Source organism: Candidatus Brocadia sinica JPN1, from assembly GCF_000949635.1.
Lineage (GTDB): Bacteria > Planctomycetota > Brocadiia > Brocadiales > Brocadiaceae > Brocadia > Brocadia sinica.
This window is the reverse complement of sequence record NZ_BAFN01000001.1, coordinates 2,404,922-2,425,503: the sequence shown is the minus strand read 5'-3', so window position 1 is coordinate 2,425,503 and position 20,582 is coordinate 2,404,922. Positions and strand designations below refer to the sequence as shown.

The 20,582-nt window shown below is 42.3% G+C and carries 24 protein-coding genes; 17 read left to right on the top strand and 7 right to left on the bottom strand.

The annotated features are described in order from the left end of the window. Positions 1-318 precede the first annotated feature (318 nt). Positions 319-525, bottom strand: coding sequence for a hypothetical protein (locus tag BROSI_RS21390; protein ID WP_200891812.1), 207 nt, complete (start codon positions 523-525; stop codon positions 319-321). A gap of 274 nt (positions 526-799) precedes the next feature. On the opposite strand from BROSI_RS21390, the gene BROSI_RS19875 reads away from it, so the two are divergent. The 6 genes from BROSI_RS19875 (at position 800) to BROSI_RS20495 (ending at position 6,750) form a co-directional block, all read left to right on the top strand. Further along, positions 800-1,072, top strand: coding sequence for a hypothetical protein (locus BROSI_RS19875; RefSeq protein WP_162183239.1), 273 nt, complete (start codon positions 800-802; stop codon positions 1,070-1,072). Positions 1,073-1,487: 415 nt separating this feature from the next. Then, complete coding sequence (gene proB / locus BROSI_RS10985; RefSeq protein WP_052563848.1) at positions 1,488-2,630, top strand: glutamate 5-kinase; 1,143 nt, start codon at positions 1,488-1,490, stop codon at positions 2,628-2,630. Positions 2,631-3,110: 480 nt separating this feature from the next. Beyond that, complete coding sequence (locus tag BROSI_RS10980; protein WP_052563847.1) at positions 3,111-3,779, top strand: class I SAM-dependent methyltransferase; 669 nt, start codon at positions 3,111-3,113, stop codon at positions 3,777-3,779. Between the two features lie 57 nt (positions 3,780-3,836). Continuing rightward, entirely contained in the window at positions 3,837-4,448 is a 612-nt protein-coding gene (locus BROSI_RS10975; protein ID WP_052563846.1) for a DinB family protein, read from the top strand. 513 nt (positions 4,449-4,961) lie between these two features. Next, on the top strand, positions 4,962-6,506 hold the full coding sequence (locus tag BROSI_RS10970; RefSeq protein WP_052563845.1) for a B12-binding domain-containing radical SAM protein: 1,545 nt from the start codon (positions 4,962-4,964) through the stop codon (positions 6,504-6,506). Further along, positions 6,475-6,750: a hypothetical protein gene (locus BROSI_RS20495; protein ID WP_052563844.1), complete on the top strand. Its 276-nt coding sequence runs from the start codon at positions 6,475-6,477 to the stop codon at positions 6,748-6,750. Before BROSI_RS10970 ends, BROSI_RS20495 begins: the two co-directional genes overlap by 32 nt. Positions 6,751-6,861: 111 nt before the next feature. On the opposite strand, the gene BROSI_RS10960 is transcribed toward BROSI_RS20495, so the two are convergent. Then, positions 6,862-8,256 carry an MBL fold metallo-hydrolase RNA specificity domain-containing protein gene (locus BROSI_RS10960; protein WP_052563843.1) on the bottom strand — a complete coding sequence of 465 codons (1,395 nt, stop codon included), beginning with the start codon at positions 8,254-8,256 and terminating at the stop codon, positions 6,862-6,864. A 160-nt stretch (positions 8,257-8,416) separates the two neighbouring features. Between BROSI_RS10960 and BROSI_RS10955 the strand changes: the two genes are divergently transcribed. Together BROSI_RS10955 and BROSI_RS10950 are read left to right on the top strand one after the other, a co-directional pair. Next, complete coding sequence (locus BROSI_RS10955) at positions 8,417-8,872, top strand: hypothetical protein (protein WP_052563842.1); 456 nt, start codon at positions 8,417-8,419, stop codon at positions 8,870-8,872. A gap of 8 nt (positions 8,873-8,880) precedes the next feature. Continuing rightward, complete coding sequence (locus BROSI_RS10950) at positions 8,881-9,249, top strand: hypothetical protein (RefSeq protein ID WP_052563841.1); 369 nt, start codon at positions 8,881-8,883, stop codon at positions 9,247-9,249. Positions 9,250-9,281: 32 nt separating this feature from the next. Here the strand turns inward: BROSI_RS10950 and BROSI_RS10945 are convergent, their stop codons facing one another. Beyond that, positions 9,282-10,376 (bottom strand): WD40 repeat domain-containing protein, encoded by a 1,095-nt coding sequence (locus BROSI_RS10945; RefSeq protein ID WP_052563840.1) that lies wholly within the window; start codon positions 10,374-10,376, stop codon positions 9,282-9,284. A gap of 540 nt (positions 10,377-10,916) precedes the next feature. On the opposite strand from BROSI_RS10945, the gene BROSI_RS10940 reads away from it, so the two are divergent. Both BROSI_RS10940 and BROSI_RS10935 read left to right on the top strand, forming a co-directional pair. Continuing rightward, complete coding sequence (locus tag BROSI_RS10940; protein ID WP_052563839.1) at positions 10,917-11,633, top strand: SDR family NAD(P)-dependent oxidoreductase; 717 nt, start codon at positions 10,917-10,919, stop codon at positions 11,631-11,633. Positions 11,634-11,840: 207 nt separating this feature from the next. Continuing rightward, positions 11,841-12,053 carry a YgiT-type zinc finger protein gene (locus tag BROSI_RS10935; protein WP_052563838.1) on the top strand — a complete coding sequence of 71 codons (213 nt, stop codon included), beginning with the start codon at positions 11,841-11,843 and terminating at the stop codon, positions 12,051-12,053. 106 nt (positions 12,054-12,159) lie between these two features. On the opposite strand, the gene BROSI_RS10930 is transcribed toward BROSI_RS10935, so the two are convergent. The 3 genes from BROSI_RS10930 to BROSI_RS19140 are packed head-to-tail and all read right to left on the bottom strand — an operon-like array spanning position 12,160 to position 13,566. Further along, positions 12,160-13,239 (bottom strand): 2-hydroxyacyl-CoA dehydratase family protein, encoded by a 1,080-nt coding sequence (locus BROSI_RS10930; protein WP_102046797.1) that lies wholly within the window; start codon positions 13,237-13,239, stop codon positions 12,160-12,162. A 24-nt stretch (positions 13,240-13,263) separates the two neighbouring features. Then, a complete protein-coding gene (locus tag BROSI_RS19870; RefSeq protein WP_162183238.1) occupies positions 13,264-13,410 on the bottom strand; it encodes a hypothetical protein in 147 nt (48 codons plus the stop codon). 3 nt (positions 13,411-13,413) lie between these two features. Further along, on the bottom strand, positions 13,414-13,566 hold the full coding sequence (locus BROSI_RS19140) for a type II toxin-antitoxin system Phd/YefM family antitoxin (RefSeq protein ID WP_082059174.1): 153 nt from the start codon (positions 13,564-13,566) through the stop codon (positions 13,414-13,416). Between the two features lie 211 nt (positions 13,567-13,777). Here BROSI_RS19140 and acsA point away from each other — a divergent pair, with 211 nt between their 5' ends. From acsA to BROSI_RS10895, 7 genes are all read left to right on the top strand, one after another. After that, positions 13,778-15,517, top strand: coding sequence for an acetate--CoA ligase (gene acsA / locus BROSI_RS10925; protein WP_052563837.1), 1,740 nt, complete (start codon positions 13,778-13,780; stop codon positions 15,515-15,517). 105 nt (positions 15,518-15,622) lie between these two features. Continuing rightward, entirely contained in the window at positions 15,623-16,264 is a 642-nt protein-coding gene (locus BROSI_RS10920) for a hypothetical protein (RefSeq protein WP_052563836.1), read from the top strand. 94 nt (positions 16,265-16,358) lie between these two features. Beyond that, positions 16,359-16,835 (top strand): hypothetical protein, encoded by a 477-nt coding sequence (locus BROSI_RS10915; RefSeq protein WP_052563835.1) that lies wholly within the window; start codon positions 16,359-16,361, stop codon positions 16,833-16,835. A 262-nt stretch (positions 16,836-17,097) separates the two neighbouring features. Then, positions 17,098-17,442 (top strand): hypothetical protein, encoded by a 345-nt coding sequence (locus tag BROSI_RS10910; protein ID WP_052563834.1) that lies wholly within the window; start codon positions 17,098-17,100, stop codon positions 17,440-17,442. A 95-nt stretch (positions 17,443-17,537) separates the two neighbouring features. Then, complete coding sequence (locus tag BROSI_RS10905; protein WP_052563833.1) at positions 17,538-17,999, top strand: universal stress protein; 462 nt, start codon at positions 17,538-17,540, stop codon at positions 17,997-17,999. 345 nt (positions 18,000-18,344) lie between these two features. After that, on the top strand, positions 18,345-18,869 hold the full coding sequence (locus BROSI_RS10900) for a transcriptional regulator (RefSeq protein ID WP_052563832.1): 525 nt from the start codon (positions 18,345-18,347) through the stop codon (positions 18,867-18,869). A gap of 185 nt (positions 18,870-19,054) precedes the next feature. Next, the gene (locus tag BROSI_RS10895) at positions 19,055-19,648 is read left to right on the top strand and encodes a hypothetical protein (RefSeq protein ID WP_157842487.1); all 594 of its coding nucleotides are present in this window, start codon (positions 19,055-19,057) and stop codon (positions 19,646-19,648) included. A gap of 3 nt (positions 19,649-19,651) precedes the next feature. Here the strand turns inward: BROSI_RS10895 and BROSI_RS10890 are convergent, their stop codons facing one another. Further along, complete coding sequence (locus BROSI_RS10890) at positions 19,652-20,581, bottom strand: peptidylprolyl isomerase (protein WP_052563830.1); 930 nt, start codon at positions 20,579-20,581, stop codon at positions 19,652-19,654. Position 20,582 lies beyond the last annotated feature (1 nt).

Sequence of the window (20,582 nt, the reverse complement as noted above, 5' to 3'; positions counted from 1 at the left end):
AGGGCATATTTGATTTTTTTAAGTGGAATCCTCACCACAGGAAACATAGCCGATAAAGGAGAACCGCAACGGAGAAATTTCTAAAGATTATTCAGGAGACACTATACTTAATTTTGGAGATTCCTATTTTTTTTGATGCCCCTTTGGGCCAGGTTTCTGTTTATGGAGTATTCTCCCAAGGATGTTTTCAAGCCGAGCTATAAAACTGCAAACATCTCAAGCGACGAAACTAATGCACAAGCCGATCGTCTCGCCCAGAAATGTGTGCGTGTGCACTGCTCCATCGGTATCCCTGTGGTTTCTTAACTAACTTTGCTCTCACAGGATTCGGTTCAACATAGCGTGCGGCCAATTACAGATGGGTTTTATCGATGGGAAAAGAGGCAAAACGCCTTGCCACGGGTGTCCTCTCCAACCTTCCCGGAAGTTCACGCGACGCATGTAGCGTCGATGCGCTTCGCCAATCGACTGACTAAGTGCCTTCTCAGAAGGCGGAACCGTAATCAGGTGTACATGATCTGGCATCAGGCAATATGCCCATACTTTAACGGCCCAGCGCGTACACCACTGGCCATCAAGTCTATGTATGCCGCATAATCTTCATTGCAGAAAAATGTCTGCAAACGCCGATTTCCTCACTGAGTAATATGATGTGGTACTTCTGGCGCTTTACTACACGAGCAATCCTGGACATAGCCACATCTTAACTATTTTAAAAACAGTGTCAATAATTAAATATGGTGTCCCCGGAATTGGAATTGGGACCGGAATTGGGAATTAGCGATAGTTTTTCTTTTGCGTGAGCGTATCCCACTTCATAAAACACGTTTGGATTTTGCCCGGTCATGTCCGCAATAATAATGTCGGCGAGTTCTATTTGCCGGTATATACGGTCGAGTATTCCCTCACTATAGATCTATTCGTCCACACGTTCAGCAAGAATGCCCATCTGTCCCGCAGGTTCTTTGATACCGAACCTGTAGATGTCGTCGAATCTGGAATCGAACGGCATCAAGACAAACGCAAAGAGATTATTCTCATCCATACATTAAGTTATCGCCCAACAATTTAAGTATGCAGAAAAATTCTGTATATCGCAATGTTCCTTGACTCTATATAAAATTTTTCTTACTATAATGACTTAATTTGTTTTAGTCAATAGAAAACGATGAGCGATAAACCGAATGAGTTCAAGACCTTCGGTTATGACAAAAGAAGATACCATGAAAGTCATTGACGCCCTTTCGGGTGATTTTTAACGGATGGCGAAGCTTATCTATGGGAGGGGGATGGCAATATGTGTTTCCTGCAAAGGGCTTATCCAAAGACCCGAGAACCGGTGAAATGGGACGGCATCATGTTTATAGTATTACTGTATAAAATCTTTCTTTTTTAGCAAGTTTTTTACACCCCCCTTCGCCCCCCCTTGACTTCGTCGTGAGCTCAGTCGAACGATAGGAGGGATTTAGTTGAGGCCTTGCTGCTTTATGAAATACAAAGAAGATATTCGGAATCAAATTCTCTCTAAGGTTAAAAAGATCGTTGTTAAGATAGGTACCGGCGTTCTGACAACCGATGATGGGTATCTGGATAAAGAACAGATAAAGAACCTGGCCGGACAGGCCGTAGAATTAAACAAGATGGGGTACCATGTTGTCGTTGTGAGTTCAGGGGCTATTGGTTCTGGAATGGGGGAGCTTGGAATTGAGAAAAGACCCGCTACGTTGCCCGATCTGCAGGCGGTTGCAGCAGTAGGTCAAAGCAAATTAATCAGTATGTATGATGATTGTTTTAAAATACACGGTTACCATGCTGCGCAGATACTTCTTACCCGCGAGGACTTTGAGGAACGACAAAGATACCTGAATACCTGCAATACGATACATGCACTCTTTCAACTCAATGCCATCCCCGTGGTGAACGAAAACGATACGATTTCCGTGGATGAAATCAAGTTCGGTGATAATGATGCGCTTTCTGCGCTGGTAACGAACCTCCTGAATGCAGAGTTACTGATTATCCTTTCTTCCGTTGATGGTCTGTATGATAAGTATCCAACGGGGAAGGGTAAGGCAGCGGTTATCCCTATGGTAGAGAATGTCTCTGATGAAATAAGGCAATTGGCATTTGATTTAAAAACCAAAAGAGGCGTGGGGGGCATGCAGACCAAGTTAGAGGCTGCAGCTGTGGTGACAAATGCAGGAGAAGCCGTCATTATTGCCAACGGGAGAACAAACGGTATATTAAAAAAGATTGTGCAGGGTGAGGACGTTGGTACATTGTTTTTACCAAAGGAAGAAAAGCTGGCAAGCCGCAAGCGGTGGATAGGCTACACCATAAAACCAAAAGGGAAGATTTACATTGACGATGGTGCCATGCATGCCTTGAGAGATAAGGGAAAGAGTTTACTTGCCTCAGGTATTGTGTCTGTGGAGGGTACCTTTAATAAAGGGGATATTATTTCAATTTGTGGAAAGGGAAATGGTGTGATTGTGGCGCGCGGCCTAACCAATTATTCTTCCGCAGAGATTGAGAAGATTAAAGGATGCAGTACCTCTCATATTGCCAAAGTGCTTGGTTATAAGTTATATGATGAGGTCATTCACCGGGATAATATGGTAATCTTATAAGTGTGAATCTATAACCGCAAAGTCGCAAAGAAAGATTTGAAATATCAACGATAAAAAATCAAAATACAAAATGACAAATTAAAATTTAAAGTACGCATTGTCTAAATTACTGTATGCACACGTACTACTGGGTTCACGTTGGTAAGTATAACGCCATAACGTGGCGTCATCCCGTCACACGCTATTCCTGTATACTACACCAATCTGCATACTCAAAAGAATTTCCCCCAAAATAATAGCTAGGTTATGGACTTTTTGATAGGTATAATGTTCGCAAAGAAAAGACCCTCAAGACTTATAAGGTGATAGTTGAAGAAGGGAAGCTGTTTGTGGACGTTTCTTAGCGTGGTGTAGCCCCAACGCAAGAGTTGTTGTTATTTCATAACAAAAACATCATTGTTGTTTTTAACAAATTCAACCTGAATCAAGTTCAGGGCCAATAAAGAAAGAGGTTTTTTTACAAAGTAAGAGAGTTGTTTCATGGAAAGGATACTCGAATCAGAACTGATGGAAGAAGAGGGGCAAGTATGTGCTTATGCCGAAGCGGATTTTGAGGATGCCCACAGCAGATTTATCGCCTTATTTCAGGATATGGTTGGTCACAAGGGAATAAATGGTTATGTTCTTGATTTGGGTTGTGGTTATGGGGACATAGCCATGCGTTTTGCCCGTGCCTATCCAAGATGCATTGTCCATGGTATTGATGGTTCAGAGGCCATGATCCATTACGGGAAGGGGATTCTCAGAGAGGCCCATGATATTCAGGATCGTGTAGAACTCATTCATGGAAGGTTACCGGAAGCTGTTCTCCCGCGTATAAAATATGATATCATTATCAGTAATAGCCTGCTCCATCACCTTCCCAATCCCCAGGTGCTTTATCAGGTGATTCAACGATATACCATTTCAGGTGCGCCTGTATTCATTATGGATTTAAAAAGGCCAAAAACCATCGATGAGGCTCGTGTACTGGTAGAAACACATGTAGCCAATGAACCAGAGGTGCTTAAACGGGATTTTTACAACTCGCTCCTGGCTGCTTTTGAAGAGAGGGAAGTCCTTGAACAACTGAAAGAAGCGAAACTAAACAATTTATCAGTAAAAGTAGCAAGTGACCGACATATTGTGATATGTGGGTATATACCTTAGGAGGATACGGTGCATTGAGTTTCTCTATTTATCTGTGATAAATAAGGAGGCACTTTTATGGAATACCAGTTTTTAATCGATACCTATGAGACTGAACGAATGAAGACACTCAGCGTCTGGAGTATGTTGAAAGACGAGGATATGCGTGTGCGTCCACGTCCCAACGACAGGCGGGGAAGAAATGCCCTTGAGCATATGGTACATCAGTGCGTGAGTGAGAATCTTTGGTTTCGCAACATGCTGGAAATCGATGTTGGCGCCCCACCTTTACCAAAGCAGGAAATCCGTTTGGAATTCATAAAGCGCTATGCCGAGGATTCTGGGAAGCGACTTGCAGCCTTACAAAGGACGGACAAGGTCTGGTGGGAAAAGATAGTGCCATTTTTTGACATGAAACGATCGAGAGCCTGGATCATGACCAGAAGAATAGCCCATTCAGCGCATCATCGCGGGCAATTGACGGTGATGCTACGTATGCTGGGACGCGAAATTTACAGCACCTATGGTCCTTCTGCAGATACCGGCGGCTTGATGATAAATAATGCGCCAACAATATATCCATACTCTAGCATAGAAGCACTTATTGAAGGAGAATCGAAGGGGGGAGCCAAGGCCCCGCTGTCCGGACCTGGCGACAAACCGTGCACAGAGCGTCCCGATCCCGAATAAACGTCTGCTTGCAAAGGTATACTTAGTGTTTGAACGGAAACCAGCCAAAGGCAGATAAAACGAGGAAAAGAAGTTGCGAAAGGCAGCCTAAAAAACTGGAAAAACAGCATTACAGGGGATGCCATTTCCAGGTAAGTCTAAAATGACGGATAAAGAAGAAACTTGAGAAAGAAATACTTATTTCTAACAAAAGTCTAGCGTCAAATTTTAAGAAATTATGAAAAATCAATGCGCAACTAAGAACCTATAAGGACAAGCTTGTAAAGCAGAAAGGCGTTACCTCCAAACACCAATTGTCACCTATATACACGAATACCATGCACCTTTCTAAGCCATACGGTATTTCAGTAAAGATTCACTTTGTTCACTCCATGGTTAACATCCCCCTTGAGTTGCTCTTAGATTATCACAATATTTTTCTTTAAAACAGTCCGTTGAATTATTATAGTGAATTAGTATTTATTAAATTCATGAGCGAAAGAATTATTGTAAATCTTCAAAGGATATGTTGCTTTGTCAATCGTATTACTCGAACCTCCACGCCCCAAAAACCCGAAACGGTTTGAAGACGTAGTCAATGCACCCCTCTCAGCCTGTCTATTCACCGATTATATTGCCTCAATATTACGAGAAAACAAGATATCGGTCGAAATTATCAATGCCCATCTCTATGATTGGTCGATAGGGCAAACAATTACGCGCCTTTCAAAAAAATCTTTTCGGCTCTTGTGTGTTCATGCAGTGTATCTGTGGGAAAAGACACAGGAAATCTTTGACATGCTTTCAATTCTCAAATCGGATGGGTTAACCGCATATATCAATCTCTACGGATATTATCCCACCTTTGCTTATAAAAAAATCCTTATGGATTTTCCATTTATTGACTCTGTGACTGTTGGCGAACCAGAATTTACGATCCTTGATCTTGCGCGGCGCATCTTATCGGAAAAGAATATTTCAGTTGAAGTGAATATCCCGGGACTGGCCATCAGGAATAGGAATGGAAAGGTCATATTTCATCAGCGTCCTCCTGTCCAGGATTTGGACAAACTTCCTTACCCTGCCCGGCAGGATATGAACCTTTATCAGAAAAAGGGAATTGTCACGTACATACAGGGAAGTCGCGGATGTTATGGGAATTGCACCTTTTGTTATTTAAATCCCTTTTATGGACAAACAAACCAATGGCGAGGCAGAAGCGCAAAAAATATCTTTGACGAGATCTTCAAATTATACACAGAATACTCCATAACGAATTTTTATTTTTCAGATGCCAATTTCTTTGGACCTGGAAAACCCGGAAAGGAACGGACAATTACCCTGGCAGAACTCATCCTTGCCAACAATCTGGACATTAACTTCGGTTTTGAGTGCCGTGCAAACGATATTGAAGAATACTCCCTTTCCAGGCTTGTGATGGCCGGTCTTACCAATGTATTCCTGGGTTTGGAGAGTGGAGACCCTGCGTCATTGAAGCGATTCAAAAAACATGCGACCGTTGATGAAAACAAAAAGGCTATTCAATTGTTACGAGAGTACGGAATTGAACCCACCTTCGGTTTTATTATGTTTGAACCAAATTCCACGATGGAAAGCGTACGGAACAATTTTGAATTCCTGAAAGAAATGGGTATCATGACTACCCCCGCCGTAACTGCCCACCTGCTCTATCACCGGCAGACCCTCTTCGAAGGAACGTCAGACTATCAATTGATTGTTGGCGGAACAGACAGATCTACCGCGGCTTCATTTACAGGCTACGAAGCTCCCTATACGATAAGAGACCAAAAGGTCGAGGCATTCTCAGAGGTTATTACCAATATTTGCAGAACTACCTTATCCCAACTCCCAAATACCTTCATTTGTAAACTTGATACACTTAATGCGGGTACTAATTCAGCCTCATTGGATGTATTAAACAATACATTGATCACCCTTTTTGACAGAACCCTTTCTCATTTTGAAACGAATGCAATTCCTTATAGTCCTGATGAAATCAGAGAAATGAGCCGGAAACTGATTCATAATGTCGAGACTGCAATGTACAAGAAAGAGTAGGGTCCGTTCCACGCACCAATCCATAAGGAACGTAAAGGGTGATGCCAGAATATCGCAGAGCAAAAACAAAAGACGGCATACTGACTACACATCTCCGGGAATCCGGCAAAGCATGGTCATGTTTGGGAAAACGCTGGATTGGCCGTATTCGGCGTTTCACCGGTATGTGAAAAACGGGCTTTATCCGCCAGATTGGGGCGGAGATGGAATGGGTGTGAAAGATAGTACGGATTTTGGTAAATAAATAATTGCTTTGGCGCGTAAGACACACCTACACCAAGTACTTCATTTCAGACTACGAAGCTCCCTGCAAAATTAAAGACCAAGGATTAAAAATTTGAACACGTCTCTGCATTTATAGCATCTCTATCTCTTCCAAACTGCTGGGTACATAGGCATCAAGGTTTAACTGGTTTCGAATGGTTTCGGCAAAGCCAATGGAGGTATCCTCTTCACCGTGCATTACAAAAACACGCTGTGGTTTCCTTTTGAATTTACTGAGCCAGTCAAGGAGTTCGTCCCGATCGGCATGAGCCGAAAGACCACCGATGGTATAAATCCTGGACTTCACGGCAATTTCTTCGCCAAAGATCCTTACCTTTTTAGCCCCGTCCACGATCATGCGACCTAACGTGCCCTGTGCCTGGAATCCAACAAAAATGATGCTGCATTCCGGACGCCACAGGTTATGCTTCAGATGATGACGAATGCGACCGGCCTCGCACATCCCGCTTGCGGATATGATGACAGCCCCACTCTTAATCTTATTGATTTCCATAGAGTCGGCCATGGACTCTGTAAACTTCACAATGGAGGTATTTTTGAAAAAATTCTCCTCTTTTATAAGCGCTAAGGTCTCTTTATCCAAACACTCGGGATGTTTTACGGTAATACGCGTAGCCTGCTGCGCCATAGGACTATCTACAAAGACCTTAAGTTTGTTTAATTTCCCTTCCCTGGACAACTGGTTCAGGATATAAAGAATATCTTGTGTCCGGCCTACAGCAAAGGAAGGAATGATTACATTGCCGCCCCTTTTTAAGGATTCTGTTACAGCCCTGGCAAATTCATCAATGGTTTCATTCACACCTTTATGTTTTCGGTTGCCATACGTAGACTCCATAAAGACAAAATCTCCTTCTTCAATAGGAGTAAAGTCTTTGACTAAGGGTAAATTCTTCTGGCCAATATCACCGGAGAAAATGAGTTTTTTCCCCCTGTCATCTTCTGTTACCCATAATTCAACTATAGCGGAACCCAAGATGTGACCGGCATCCCGAAACCTGACTGTAATCCCGTTACCCAGGTCTATTGTTTCGTTGTAGTTGACCCCTTGGAAATAGGCAATACTATCGACAGCTTCCTGGATGGTATACACGGGCTTAATCAGGGATTTTCCTGCCCTGATTCGTCTCTTATTTTCCCATTCCGCATCACGTTCCTGTATGTGTGCGGAATCAAGCAACAGAACACCGCATAAATCCACCGTTGCTTTTGTAGTAAAGATCTTGCCTTGAAAGCCGCCTTTGACAAGTTTTGGAATGAGACCTGAATGGTCCAGATGGGCATGGGTTAATAAAAGATATTGAACCTCTGACGCCTTGAATGGAAAGGGTGTAACATTCCTTTTTTCGTTCTTCCTGGTACCCTGGAAGGCGCCACAATCCACAAGGATATTGGCATCTTTCGTCCGGATATGACAACATGACCCGGTAACAGTCCTGGCAGCACCAACAAATTGAATTTTCATACGCTCCTTCTACCCCCAATTTACACAATGATTCAGCCTATGAAATTTTGCTCAATACTCAAAGACCAAAATATTATAACTACTCTATGGACAAAAACACATACTTTTTGTAGAAATAAAGGGAAGTTTACAAATTTATGAGAGAAAGGATGGAAACTGTATGAAGGAAAAAAGAAAACCAGATAGATCAGATTTAGAGGCCATCAGAAATCAGATACTGGATTTTGCCTGCGCCAAACACGACTTTAAACTGGAATCAGAGGACTTTCCCTTTGATGGAAATTGGAACGGGGTGTTTCTTATACAATTCCGGGATAATCCAGAGGAGGATAAATTATATTGTGAGGCACCGCTGGGTGAGCACTTTATCAGGTTTGGACTGGATTTGGAGGTTAATGAGCAAGTCTGGCAACGAGAACATGAAGATATCTGTCGGGAGGCCTCGGGATACGACGTGGCAATTTATCCATCCCATGCGCCAGAAGGTGGGAAACGACATTGCCGGCTATCTCTGAGGGCATGGGTTCCTAATTTTGGACAACGCATCTTCGGCCTGACTCTCTCCAACCTCATGGATTGCAAAAAGGCCATTGTATCAATGCTTGCTAAGGAATAAGCCTGTAAGTGTTGAAATTTCAGTTTTCTGGTTTATGGATTTTGCCTGAAATAGAAAACGTGAAAGCCGATCTATTTGACAAATTTTTTGGAGGTGGAACAGCAAAAGCCCGTGTAGCATTTAACACTAAAGATAACTCCAGTCGCCTTTCTTTAAAGGTATGGCGGAATGTCAGGTCAGGAGAGATCACTTTCGCGTTATTGGTACTTCGCATCGAAGTCCTCGGTTACGATGCCCTGGGTGGACTCGTTTATTCTCGTGACCTTGATGGATTTACCTTTGGGGATAGCAGTTCGGGCCATTGGTTACAAAAATTACAGGAACTTCCGGCAAATATTCAGCAAATTCGGATAAGCTTTATCGGAAACTATGAATAAAACTCCAGCATCCATTTGTATTAATTTTGCCTTTAATCCTCTTTGCTGATAGTCAGGGGTATACCGATTGGCTTCTGACTTGCCACATCCCAGAGAATAATGGTTCCATCCTCACTGCCCGATGCTACTAACGTGCCATCATGGCTAAAGGCAACGCTCTGCACTGATTCTGTATGCCCAGTTAAAGCTTCACCGATAGGCCTTCTGTCTGCTATATTCCACAGGATAACGGACTTGTCCATACTGCATGAGGCCAGCATCTTACCATCCGGACTGAATACAACGCTCTCCACTGCTCCCTTATGGCCTGTCAAGGGTTTATCAATGGGCTTTCTTCCTGCCACGTCCCACAAGATAATCGTTCCGTCATCACTGCCTGACGCCAGCAACGTGCCATTTGGGCTAAAGGCAACGCTTTCCACCCACATCGTATGACCTGTAAGCGGTTCGTCAATTTGTTTCATGTTCGCAATATCCCACAGAATAACGTTTCCATCCACTCCGCATGAAGCCAACATCTTACCATTCGGGCTGAAGGCTATGCTTTCCACCGGTTCGCTGTGCCCCATGCAAGGCTCACCGATTGCTTTCATGCCCGCGATATCCCATAACATAATGAGTCCATCAGCACCACATGAGGCCAATATTTTACCGTCCGGGCTGAATGAGACACCTTCCACCCATCCTTCATGTCCAGTCATCGGCTCACCTTTGGACTTCATACTCGCCATATCCCACAGGATAACGGTACCATCTGCACCACCCGACGCCAGCGTTTTCCCATCGGGACTGAAGGCAACGCTCCACACCACCCCACTATGGCCAATAAGAGGGTTACCGGCGGATTTCATACTCATCAAATCCCATATCACAATCCCATTATCATTGCCCGAGGCCAACATCTTGGCATCCGGACTGAAGACAACGCTATTTACGGCATTTTCGTGACAGGTCCACGGCCTATCAATAGATTTTTTCTCAGTCTTGGTTATATTCTTTGACGTTGCTTTTCCTTCAGCCAAGACATCCCCTCTACTGATAATCAAAACAAGACAGGACAATAATACACCAGCAAACAGAGGAAACAGACATCTTCTGTGATACCGATTATGTTTTGTATGCTTCATCACGTCTCCTTTTGGATAATTCATGGAAATGAAAGGCCTCATTATACAAAGGATTTCATACAGAGCAAAGTGGCACGCGCTCTACGTTAACTTTCTGAAAAATTGCCGAAGGGCTAAATTAAAAACCTCTTACAATAGATTTCGCAAGGTCTGATTCATAAAGTATAGTGTAAGGCAGCTTCAGTATTCTAATAAGAACTTGTCAGTTTATAAACAAAAATTAATCGTCTGCTTTTTGTTTCGGCGAGAGAACTCACCGAAACATCTCATTTTTTAAAAGTAGTATCACGTATATTGTTCTGTCCAATGCTTTGCCATAATTTACGGGATACCGCTTGATGTGAGAAACGGTTTTATAGTATACTGCAATTTAGTTTTATAGCAAAAAAAGATTGATTATATCACCTAAAAGACATAGAATTTTGCTTAATTTAGGGTATATACTGGATGCGAGATATCCCGAATGATGGAAAAGTATGTAATAACTGAGAAATCTAATGCAAAGATAAAAGCTTCGGAACACACGGGGATGCAGTTCTTATGAAAAAAGCCATTGTGATTGGGGCAAGCTCAGGAATAGGCAAGGAACTTGCGATATTTCTTTCCCAGAATGGCTATATGGTTGGCCTTATTGGAAGGCGCCTTTATCTTCTGGAAGAACTGAAGACCCATCTTTTCAACCCCGCTTTTTCAAAGCAGGTCGATGTTTCTGATAATCTGAAAGCAATGGATCTCCTCAAGGATTTGATTGAGGAGATGGGAGGTGTTGATCTCATTATCATTTCCGCTGGCATCGGGTTCATTAATTCTGATCTTAAGTGGCTGGATGAGAAAAAGACGATTGACGTCAATGTCTCTGGCTTTGTAGCCATGGCGAACATTGCATACCGTCATTTCGAGCAGGTTGGTCGGGGACATTTGGTTGGCATATCCTCTGTAGCTGCAATCCGTGGCAGCGGAGAAGCTCCGGCCTACAATGCCTCAAAGTCATTTATCTCAAACTACCTGGAAGGTCTCAGGATCAGAGCTTTAAAGGCGGGTCTTCCCCTTACCGTAACTGATATAAAGGCTGGCTTTGTTGATACCGCGATGGCCAAAGGTGAAGGACTCTTTTGGGTAGCTCCACCGCAAAAAGCTGCACGACAGATTTATGGAATAATTCAAAGGAAGGCAAAACATGCCTATATCACAAAGCGGTGGTTTCTTGTTGGTTGGCTGTTGAGGGTATTGCCAGGTTTTCTTTATGCCAGGTTGTGAACATTTCTTTTACCACGCCTCGATTTGACTCGCTCCTTACCATCGCTTGTTGCTCGCAGGTTAACTGCAAAGTAGAAAAAACGTGGACAAAACGGGTAGAGCGATTCATGTCGTTTGCTCTCCAAAAGAAGACTACTTGGCGATCATAACGGCCTATCTGCCAGACCTGCGCCAATGGCATACGGGTTTTAGAAAGAGGAAAGAATTATGAAGTGCATCTATTGTCAAGGAGAAATGAAGCGTGGAAGTACACCTTTTCATATCGATCGGAAAGGTTACCATCTGATGCTGGATGCGGTCCCTGTATGTGTGTGCACCCAATGCGGAGAAGTATACTTTGAAGAAACTGAGGTGGATACGATCCAGGAAGTCATGCGATTACTTGACGAAAAAACAGAGAAATTAGAAGTTATTTCATAACTATTTGGTCACAATCAGAATCTGACTTGGATGCTTGCCGCGCGAGTGCTGATTAACCATACGTTAGCAAGTGTATTGATTCCGGAAGAGTGATTCCAGGATTATTTCAACGCCTCCCTGATTCAACAGGAGTTTCCGATTCGTGGTATTTCAGCATCTCAACAAATGCCTCGATGCGGGTCTTCATGGCCCCATCCAACGGTCCGGGGCGGTCGCAATCCAGGGTGAGAATCGGCAATTGGACGTGTTTCCTAATAATGCTGTCATGGATATGCCGATGACAGAAGCTCTGGACGTAATGAATGAACCCCTTGATATTCCTTTCCTTAATTGCTTCCTGCATATCCTCCAAACGCGAAAAAATATCATAAGGATAGGTATATTGACTGTACTGCTCAACCAGGGTTTTTGTGGGATATGGCATGCTGAACTGTCTTTGAATCTCGTTAAATACGACGTGTGCCCCAATGGAGGAAAGGAAAGGATAGAGGTCTTCACATATCGGTGGTATACCAATAACACCAATACGAAGGTTATGTTGAGCGGGTTCACGCTCCTGCACCAATTTTAAAAACCTTATGGCGCGTTCCTCAAAGACGGTATAATCCCCCATCAGGTCACTGGTGGATACCGTCCAGATGTGGTTTTCCTCGCCCGTTACTGTATTCTCTACCCAGGTGATTCTATCAATTTCATGCACTTTTGCCCGAATTGCATCCAGACGTTGTTTCATCTCTTCTGCCTTTGTATAATCTACTCCCAGATTATCAGCAAGCATCATCAACTGATCATGCAAAAATCTCTTATCTGTTTTACTATGTGGATAGGCAAAAGGGACGGTTTCAATACCCTCTGACTGGAATATCTCCATGAGTGCCTGGTTATTACTACAATCACCCTGGATTACACTAACGATTTTTTTTATGTGGTATTTTCTGACAGCCGAATAGATACCCTTAATCCAGGCACAGGTATTTCTTGGAAGGCCGGAGGATTCGGCGTCTTCAACCATTCTGTAAGCATACCTGTCGCAGATAAAAATATTATTCAGATCTATGGGTATATACCCGGCGGCAAAGACGATTTCAATGGGAATGGTTGATGTAATCCCAACAATCTTATCCAACGGGAGGTCTTCCATGATGGGAAGTGTAGGAAGTAAATGATCGTTAAATTTTAGATTCATGATAAAAATTACAAATTCAAATTTTTATATACCCACTCCAATTACCCCAAACAATTCCTTATCCTCCAAAACGATCTCTGTAAGAGACTTTCCGGGTAGCTTGATCTTTTTATAAATAGGTATCTTCCCCTCCTTTTGGGGAAGTCGGATAATGCCCTTCATGGCAGCCAATTCTCATTTTTCCTGAAAACCAGTTGCTTCAGGTATTGGGACGAGCAGCGCCACTGGTTTACCCCTTTCCGTAACCACAATTTCTTCGTCCTGCTTTACCCTCTTTAGATACCGCGTAAAATGATCCCTTATTTCCTTAACACCCTTTTTTAACATTACGATTGCTCCTTTATATAGTGGTCACATTGGTCATTTTAACGTCATTTATTCTCAAATTCAATGAGAATGATACTGGTTGTTAATTCAGACAGATGATTCATAACCAGCTTAATCCATTGCCAAAACCTTTCTCATTGACTTATAAACATAAGTGATATAAGATTATGATCTCTTTAACCAAAATTCCTGCAGCCTGAGGGAATTATCTATGAAAAACGGAGAAATAATTAGCAAAAAACCTGTAGTAGCTGGTCTTGTGGACTATGAAAAGATCTATAAAGAATTTTCGTGGGAAACTGTTAAGAAAGAATTATCATTAACTGATAATCCCACGAATAAAATAAACATTGCCTACGAGTCCATTGATAAGCATGCCCAGACCTGGCGAAAAAATAAGGTGGCATTATACTGGGAGGGGCCCGATGGCACCTGCCTGAAGTATACATTCCTGGAGTTAAAAAACCTCTCTGATAAGTGTGCAAATATGCTTCGTTCGATCGGTGTAAAAAAAGGCGACCGGGTCTTCATATTCCTGCCTCGTTTACCGGAACTCTATGTTAGTCTGATAGCTATTGCGAAACTTGGCGCCGTTGCCGGGCCAATGTTTTCAGCATTTGGTCCTGACGCCGTTCGTGACCGTTTACAGAATAGCGAGGCCAAAGTATTGATCACCACACCTGAACTGAAAGAGCGAGTCGATACGGTACTTTGGGAATTACCAAGGTTGGAGCGTATCGTATTAGTCAATAACAAGGAAGAACATGAGCTAGACGAGAGAGACGTGTGTTATACCACATTGATGAAAGATGCCCCCGATAAGTTTGAAATGGAATGGATGGAATTGGAAGATCCTTTTTATATCCTGTATACATCGGGCACAACAGGAAAATCCAAGGGGATAACCCATGTTCATAATGATATGATTTCGCATTATATTACCACCAAGTGGGTACTGGACTTGAGGGACGACGATGTTTACTGGTGTACGGCAGACCCCGGTTGGGTAACGGGAACAGTGTATGGGTTATGGGGGCCGTGGCTGAACGGCATCTCTTCTTATGTTTTTGACGGTCGTTTTGATGCCGCAAAGTGGTATGAGATTATTCAAACGTATAAAATTACCGTATGGTATACCGCTCCTACGGCCTTGCGGATGCTGATGAAGGCTGGTGATGATCTTGTAAAAAACTATGATTTGAGCAGTTTGAGGTATATTTGCAGTGTAGGAGAGCCCCTTAATCCTGAGGTAATTCGGTGGGGCCTAAAAGTTTACGGTTTACCAATTCACGATACCTGGTGGCAGACGGAAACGGGTTCCATTATGATTGCAAATTATCCGTGTTTACCGATAAAACCGGGTTCTATGGGCAAGCCGTTTCCGGGCACTAAGGCAGCTATTGTTGATGGCAAAGGCAATGAATTACCTGCAGGACAGCATGGCCTTTTGGCATTAAAACCAGGCTGGCCATCGATGCTCAGGGCGGTGTGGGGAGATGAGAAACGGTTTAGAGAATATTTCTCCATCGATGGCTGGTACACTACTGGCGATACGGCCTTTAAGGACGAGGATGGCTATTTCTGGTTCGTAGGAAGGGCCGATGATGTAATCAATACATCAGGCCATAGAGTAGGCCCGTTCGAGGTAGAAAGCGCTTTACTCGAACATAGGGCCATAGCAGAGGCAGGTGTGATTGGTAAACCAGATGCAGAAAGGGGAGAGATTATCAAGGCATTTGTGGTGTTGCGGGAAGGTTTTCGGAATTCAAAGGAATTAGAAGAGGAAATAAAAATATTTATAAAACATCGTCTGGCAGCGCATGCGTACCCAAGAGAAATCGAATTTTGCGCCAATTTGCCAAAAACCCGCAGTGGTAAGATTATGCGCCGGCTCCTGAAGGCTAGAGACCTGGGGTTGCCCACAGGTGATATTTCTACACTCGAAGATTAGCCCGATCAAGGCGATGTATGCCAAACAAACAGCGGTTTGCCCCTTGTCGTGTTAGTGGATTGTAACCAGCAAAACGAATTTTTCTATGAGGAGAAATAGATATCAATGGAACAAACAAAATTCAATAAATCTTTTTTTGATGCTGTAGAACCGATCAAAATCAAAGACCAGCTTGCCATTGCACTGGGCGCTATGGATAAAAACGAAGCCTTCGTTTTTACTTATACGGATGCGGTAAAATTTGCCGGCCATTCATGTCCGGCGGTTTCCGGCGCATATAAACTAACCCAACTGGCTCTGAAAAGTTTATACGGTAATGAAACTCCGGTACGTGGGCAAATCAGGGTAACATTTAAGGGAGGTGTTGACTACAAAGTAAATGGCCCGATATCACAAGTTGTCACCTTGATTACCGGCGCCGCAGGTGAAAGTGGTTTTAAGGGGTTAGGTGGAGGTCGATATAACAGGCAAAATCTGCTGTCTTTTGCTGAAACGGAGAATGCAGAAGAAGACGCTGTGTGCACTGTGGTATTTGAAAGGATGGACAATAACAAAAAAATCGAAATTTCTTACAGCAATTATATGCTTCCTGCAAATCCCAGAATGGGTGATTTGATGCCATTGGCGGTAACGGGCAAGGGAACTGATGCAGAGATAAAAGAATTTGGAGAACTTTGGCATGAAAGAGTTAAGGCGGTCTTGATGAATCCACCAAAGGGAATGTTTGTAATCAAGGAATTAAAATGAAACCAGAGATGGTAAACCATGGGAATACAGCGGTACAAATTGCATTTCCATTTTGTCTTTATTCCTGTAAGCTTTTCGGTTATGGATATTGCCGATGCAGTTAAAATGGAAGGCGCTTATTTGCGCTTTATTCACCACGAGCACTATAGTAGCAGCATTTTCTGCAATAAGGGCTGAGACGGTAATAGTCCATGCGAACGTAGCATGGGAAATGACGGACATCGTGGCACAGGAAAATACAACTTTGAATTGGAAAGTAGCAGAAAATGATTTGTGGAGTTTTAATCCACAGATATTTCCGGATGGGCATAGTGGCGATGGTATTCCAGTCGAGGCACTGAAAGGTTATATATATCCGGGCCAGCCTATTGGTATGCTTGTGGGTAGAATTGGTGATTGTGGCAGGATGTTCACGATGGGTACTTCCGGATCCATTCATATCCTTCCAAGTGAAGATGGTGAATTTTTATATCTCACCATGAACGATGACATCCTTGGTTTATACGGTAAAGGATTTAAGGATAACGAAGGAGAACTTATTGTGAAAATGAGTCAATTGAGAGAAAAATAGCCCTTCCGTTTTGGTTAACTTGCCAGTTGAGAGACCTATGCAGACAGGCATTGGACTAGGAACAAAACCTTACAAATATATATCTTGACGAAGAAATTTTAACATGTATAATGAATCGGTATTTATTAGCTAAAGGATAATAAATTCGTGTGGTGAAAGGGGGTGGAACATAAAGGGGAACATTACTTGATTGAGAATATGCATTACGGTATTTATAGAAGACTTTAATATCAAATCAATACAAGAAAGGAGATTGGGGGTTATGTTTAAGAAGATACTTGCAGGGTTTGTGGGTGTAGCAATGATCGCAGGAATTGGAATGACAAGTGCTCACGCGTATCAGGTTAAACCTGCAAAATTATGGGTTACCGCAATTGCCATTGGTACACCAATTGAAGGAGCAGAAATTAAGGTAGGCGACAACACGTGTACAACCGGCAAGAATGGCACCTGTGTATTCGAGTTGAAACCAGGGATGTACGAAATTTCAGTACACGAACATGGTGGTGCAAGTGCTCATACCAGTGTCAATCTTGAGGAAAAAGACATTCGGTTCATTTCATTGGACTTGGGTGCTGCAGCGCTTCATCCAAGCGGGCATCACTAATTATTTAAGTAACGTGCCGAAGTTTTTAACCAATTTTATATCTTAAAGGCAGTTGTTAGTTATCTCTCTTAACAACTGCCTTTTTTATTCATGAAATGATTAAATTAAAGAAAATACTTTGTCCTATTGATTTTTCAGAATGTTCTTTATATGCATTAAGCTATGCAATTGATCTCTCAGTCAAAGAACATGCTTCATTATGTTTAATACACGTTATAGAAACCCACATAAGCGATATTGGAGATATAATGAAGCAAATTGACTTACTATTGGATGGTGAACAGATAGAGAGTCTCAGGGTGAAACTTCTTAATTTGATACCTCACGATATACGGGCAACTATTCACGCCGAATCCATCGTGGAAAAGGGTATTCCATTTATGGAGATAATGAAGACTGCCAAAGAGAAGCGGATAGATTTAATCGTTATGGGCACACATGGCAGGACCGGCCTGGAACACATATTGATTGGGAGTGTTGCTGAAAGGGTCATACAAAAGGCACCGTGTCCTGTATTAAGCATAAGGCTTCCAAAACAGGTATTTTCAATGCCATAGGGAAGTTCAGCCCGATTACCTACGATCAGTATTGGCTGATAACCACCAAAAACCTGCCATTTTGTAATACCACCGCTCCGTATAAAACAAATTATTATTTAACGCATTATTTACTTATATAGTACTTTTTTCAATACTTGTGCACACATTAATTACAGGACGTGGGCTCTAATATATTTTACGGTATGTTAATTGCTACTTCTCGAAATGTGGTATTTTCCGGAAAGATATTTTTGCCGGTACGATGTAGGGCAAACCTTTCGGTTTGTTTTCCTGCAATAAACGCAAGGCTAAAATCTCGTCCTTCATTGTTCTTCCGACTCGTTGGATCAGGCTAATTAGAGAATGACAGAGAAGCAAGTTAAAATTGTTTTAGAAGAGAGCGTAAAGTTTGTTTACAAGAAAACTCATCCAAAATCTGGTTCGCCACATATGAACACCCCATCGCAAATTCGCACGAATGCCGGCAAAGGACATACAAATCGTGCAAGAAGGTATGATAAAAAATGGGGCGGAGTCGATCTCATTTTTGATGCAATAACAGATCCCATAATTGTATTCGATGCGGAGTTTAACTTAATCAAAATAAACAAAGCAGCCAAGTACTATTTTACGGGATACCCTATTGGGAAAAAATGTTTTTTTACCGAACATAAATTTGCATTGGCTTGTAAAAATTGCCCAACATGGCAAACATTGAAGACTGGATCAATAATGACCAGTGAGATCCTAAGCCCCAAAACCAGTACCCCTCTTCTTTTGAAGACATATCCTATTTACAATAAACAAAAAAAAGTGAAAGGGGTTGTGCTAATCGGTAGGGAAAGCGGCGATGTTCCAATGAAGTGGAAGAGAAAAAAAGAATATTGACAAAGGCCTCATGTTTAGTATATCGTTGGTAACGTATAGATTTGTAGAAAGAAAATATCAGTTTAAATAAAGTGGGGTTTTCAGGTCATTCTATGCATCTCTTGAAACCTGTACCATACAAATTTTGGCTCATTTTGCTCTCTTGTGTCTTCTTTGCGGGGTGCTTAAGCGGGGAAAGACCGCCAGTGAGAGTCTCGCCAAAACTTGACAAACGGGTTTCCCAAATAACTCCATTGCCCGTTACCATGGGCCTTTACATCGAACCCCATTTACGTAATTACGTCCAAGAAGCATCGCTGAAACAATATGAGGCAGGTACACCAACGTATGTCTTTCCAAATTTTGTTTTTCCCATCGGCAAACCTCTTTCTTCGAAGATCGAGGAAATGGCAAAAATGGTATTCAAGCAGGTGATAGTAATAGATAATGTACAGAGTAAAGAGGCATTGGATGGAATTTTATCAGTTAATTTAAAAAATTCGGAAATTGAACTTTATATTGAACCTTCCGTATGGAGAGCCATAGGGCGGCACAATCTTTCGGTCACTGCATCATTTTTAGACCCAAAATTGAATAAAATCTGGGAATCAGTAGTTGCGGTGGAAGGCAAAAGTTTAGACGTTGTTACTTCTCAGGTTGAACAAGAATGGTGGATTACCTCAGGCCCCAAATTTGGACCTGCTGTTGACGATGCTATCCAAAATCTCACCTACGAACTTGCACAAAAAATTACCACTTCGAAGGAGATATCTGATTATATTTACAAAGAAAAGCAATAAAGATTAGTGGTTCATCACTATTTTGGCCTCTTTTCGAAGCCGATCAAGCAGCTTGAGTATTTCTGCATCCAGCATTTCTATGCGTACTTTTTCCCTGACGTCCTCAAATTGAATATTCGTACCTTCTTTCTTTTCCGTGACTTTTATAAGATGATATCCATATTCGGTCTGAACTGGTTCGCTTACCTGATCTACCTTTAATGAAAATGCAGTGTCTAAAAATGACTTTGCAAAGTTACCCTTTCTTTGAATGAATCCTAAATTCCCTCCATTTTGAGCCGATGGGCAGTTAGAATACTTTTTTGCAATTTCATCAAAAGCGGCTCCCCGGTCAATCTCACTTTTGATATTTTTGATCTGTTCCAGCGCATGCGAAATTTCTTCCTGAGTTTTCATATTTCTCGTGTCGATGAGGATGTGGCTAACCTTGACAGAACCGCCACCAAAGATGTCCTTGTTTTCTTTAAAATAGTTCTTCAGGGTCTTATCATCAAACTTGTTACGAAAATATTTTTCGAGGGCAATAGAATATTTTACACTTTTTTTGAATTCGTCTATATTAGAGCCTATGGATACGAGAATTTGTTCCAATGATTGGAATGCATTCTTCTGACTGCCGGAGATGTTGTTTCTTATCTGAACGACCTCTCTTTCAATCTCTTCCGGGGTAACAATCAATCCCTGCTTATCAATGAATTCTTCCAGCAATATATCAGTAATCAGTTGATCAATGATTTCCTGTCTGATAGCGTTCAGTGTTTCAGGGGCTGTGTCTGTAAAATTTTTGAGCCGAATAACCAGCATCTCTTGCGTTATATTTTTACCGTTTACCGTGGCAATAATATCGCTGGATTGCTCTTTTTCTGCAGAAAATGCGTCTGGCTGAAACAACGTTAAAACCAAACATACCAGAGATACAATGAGCTTACGCATG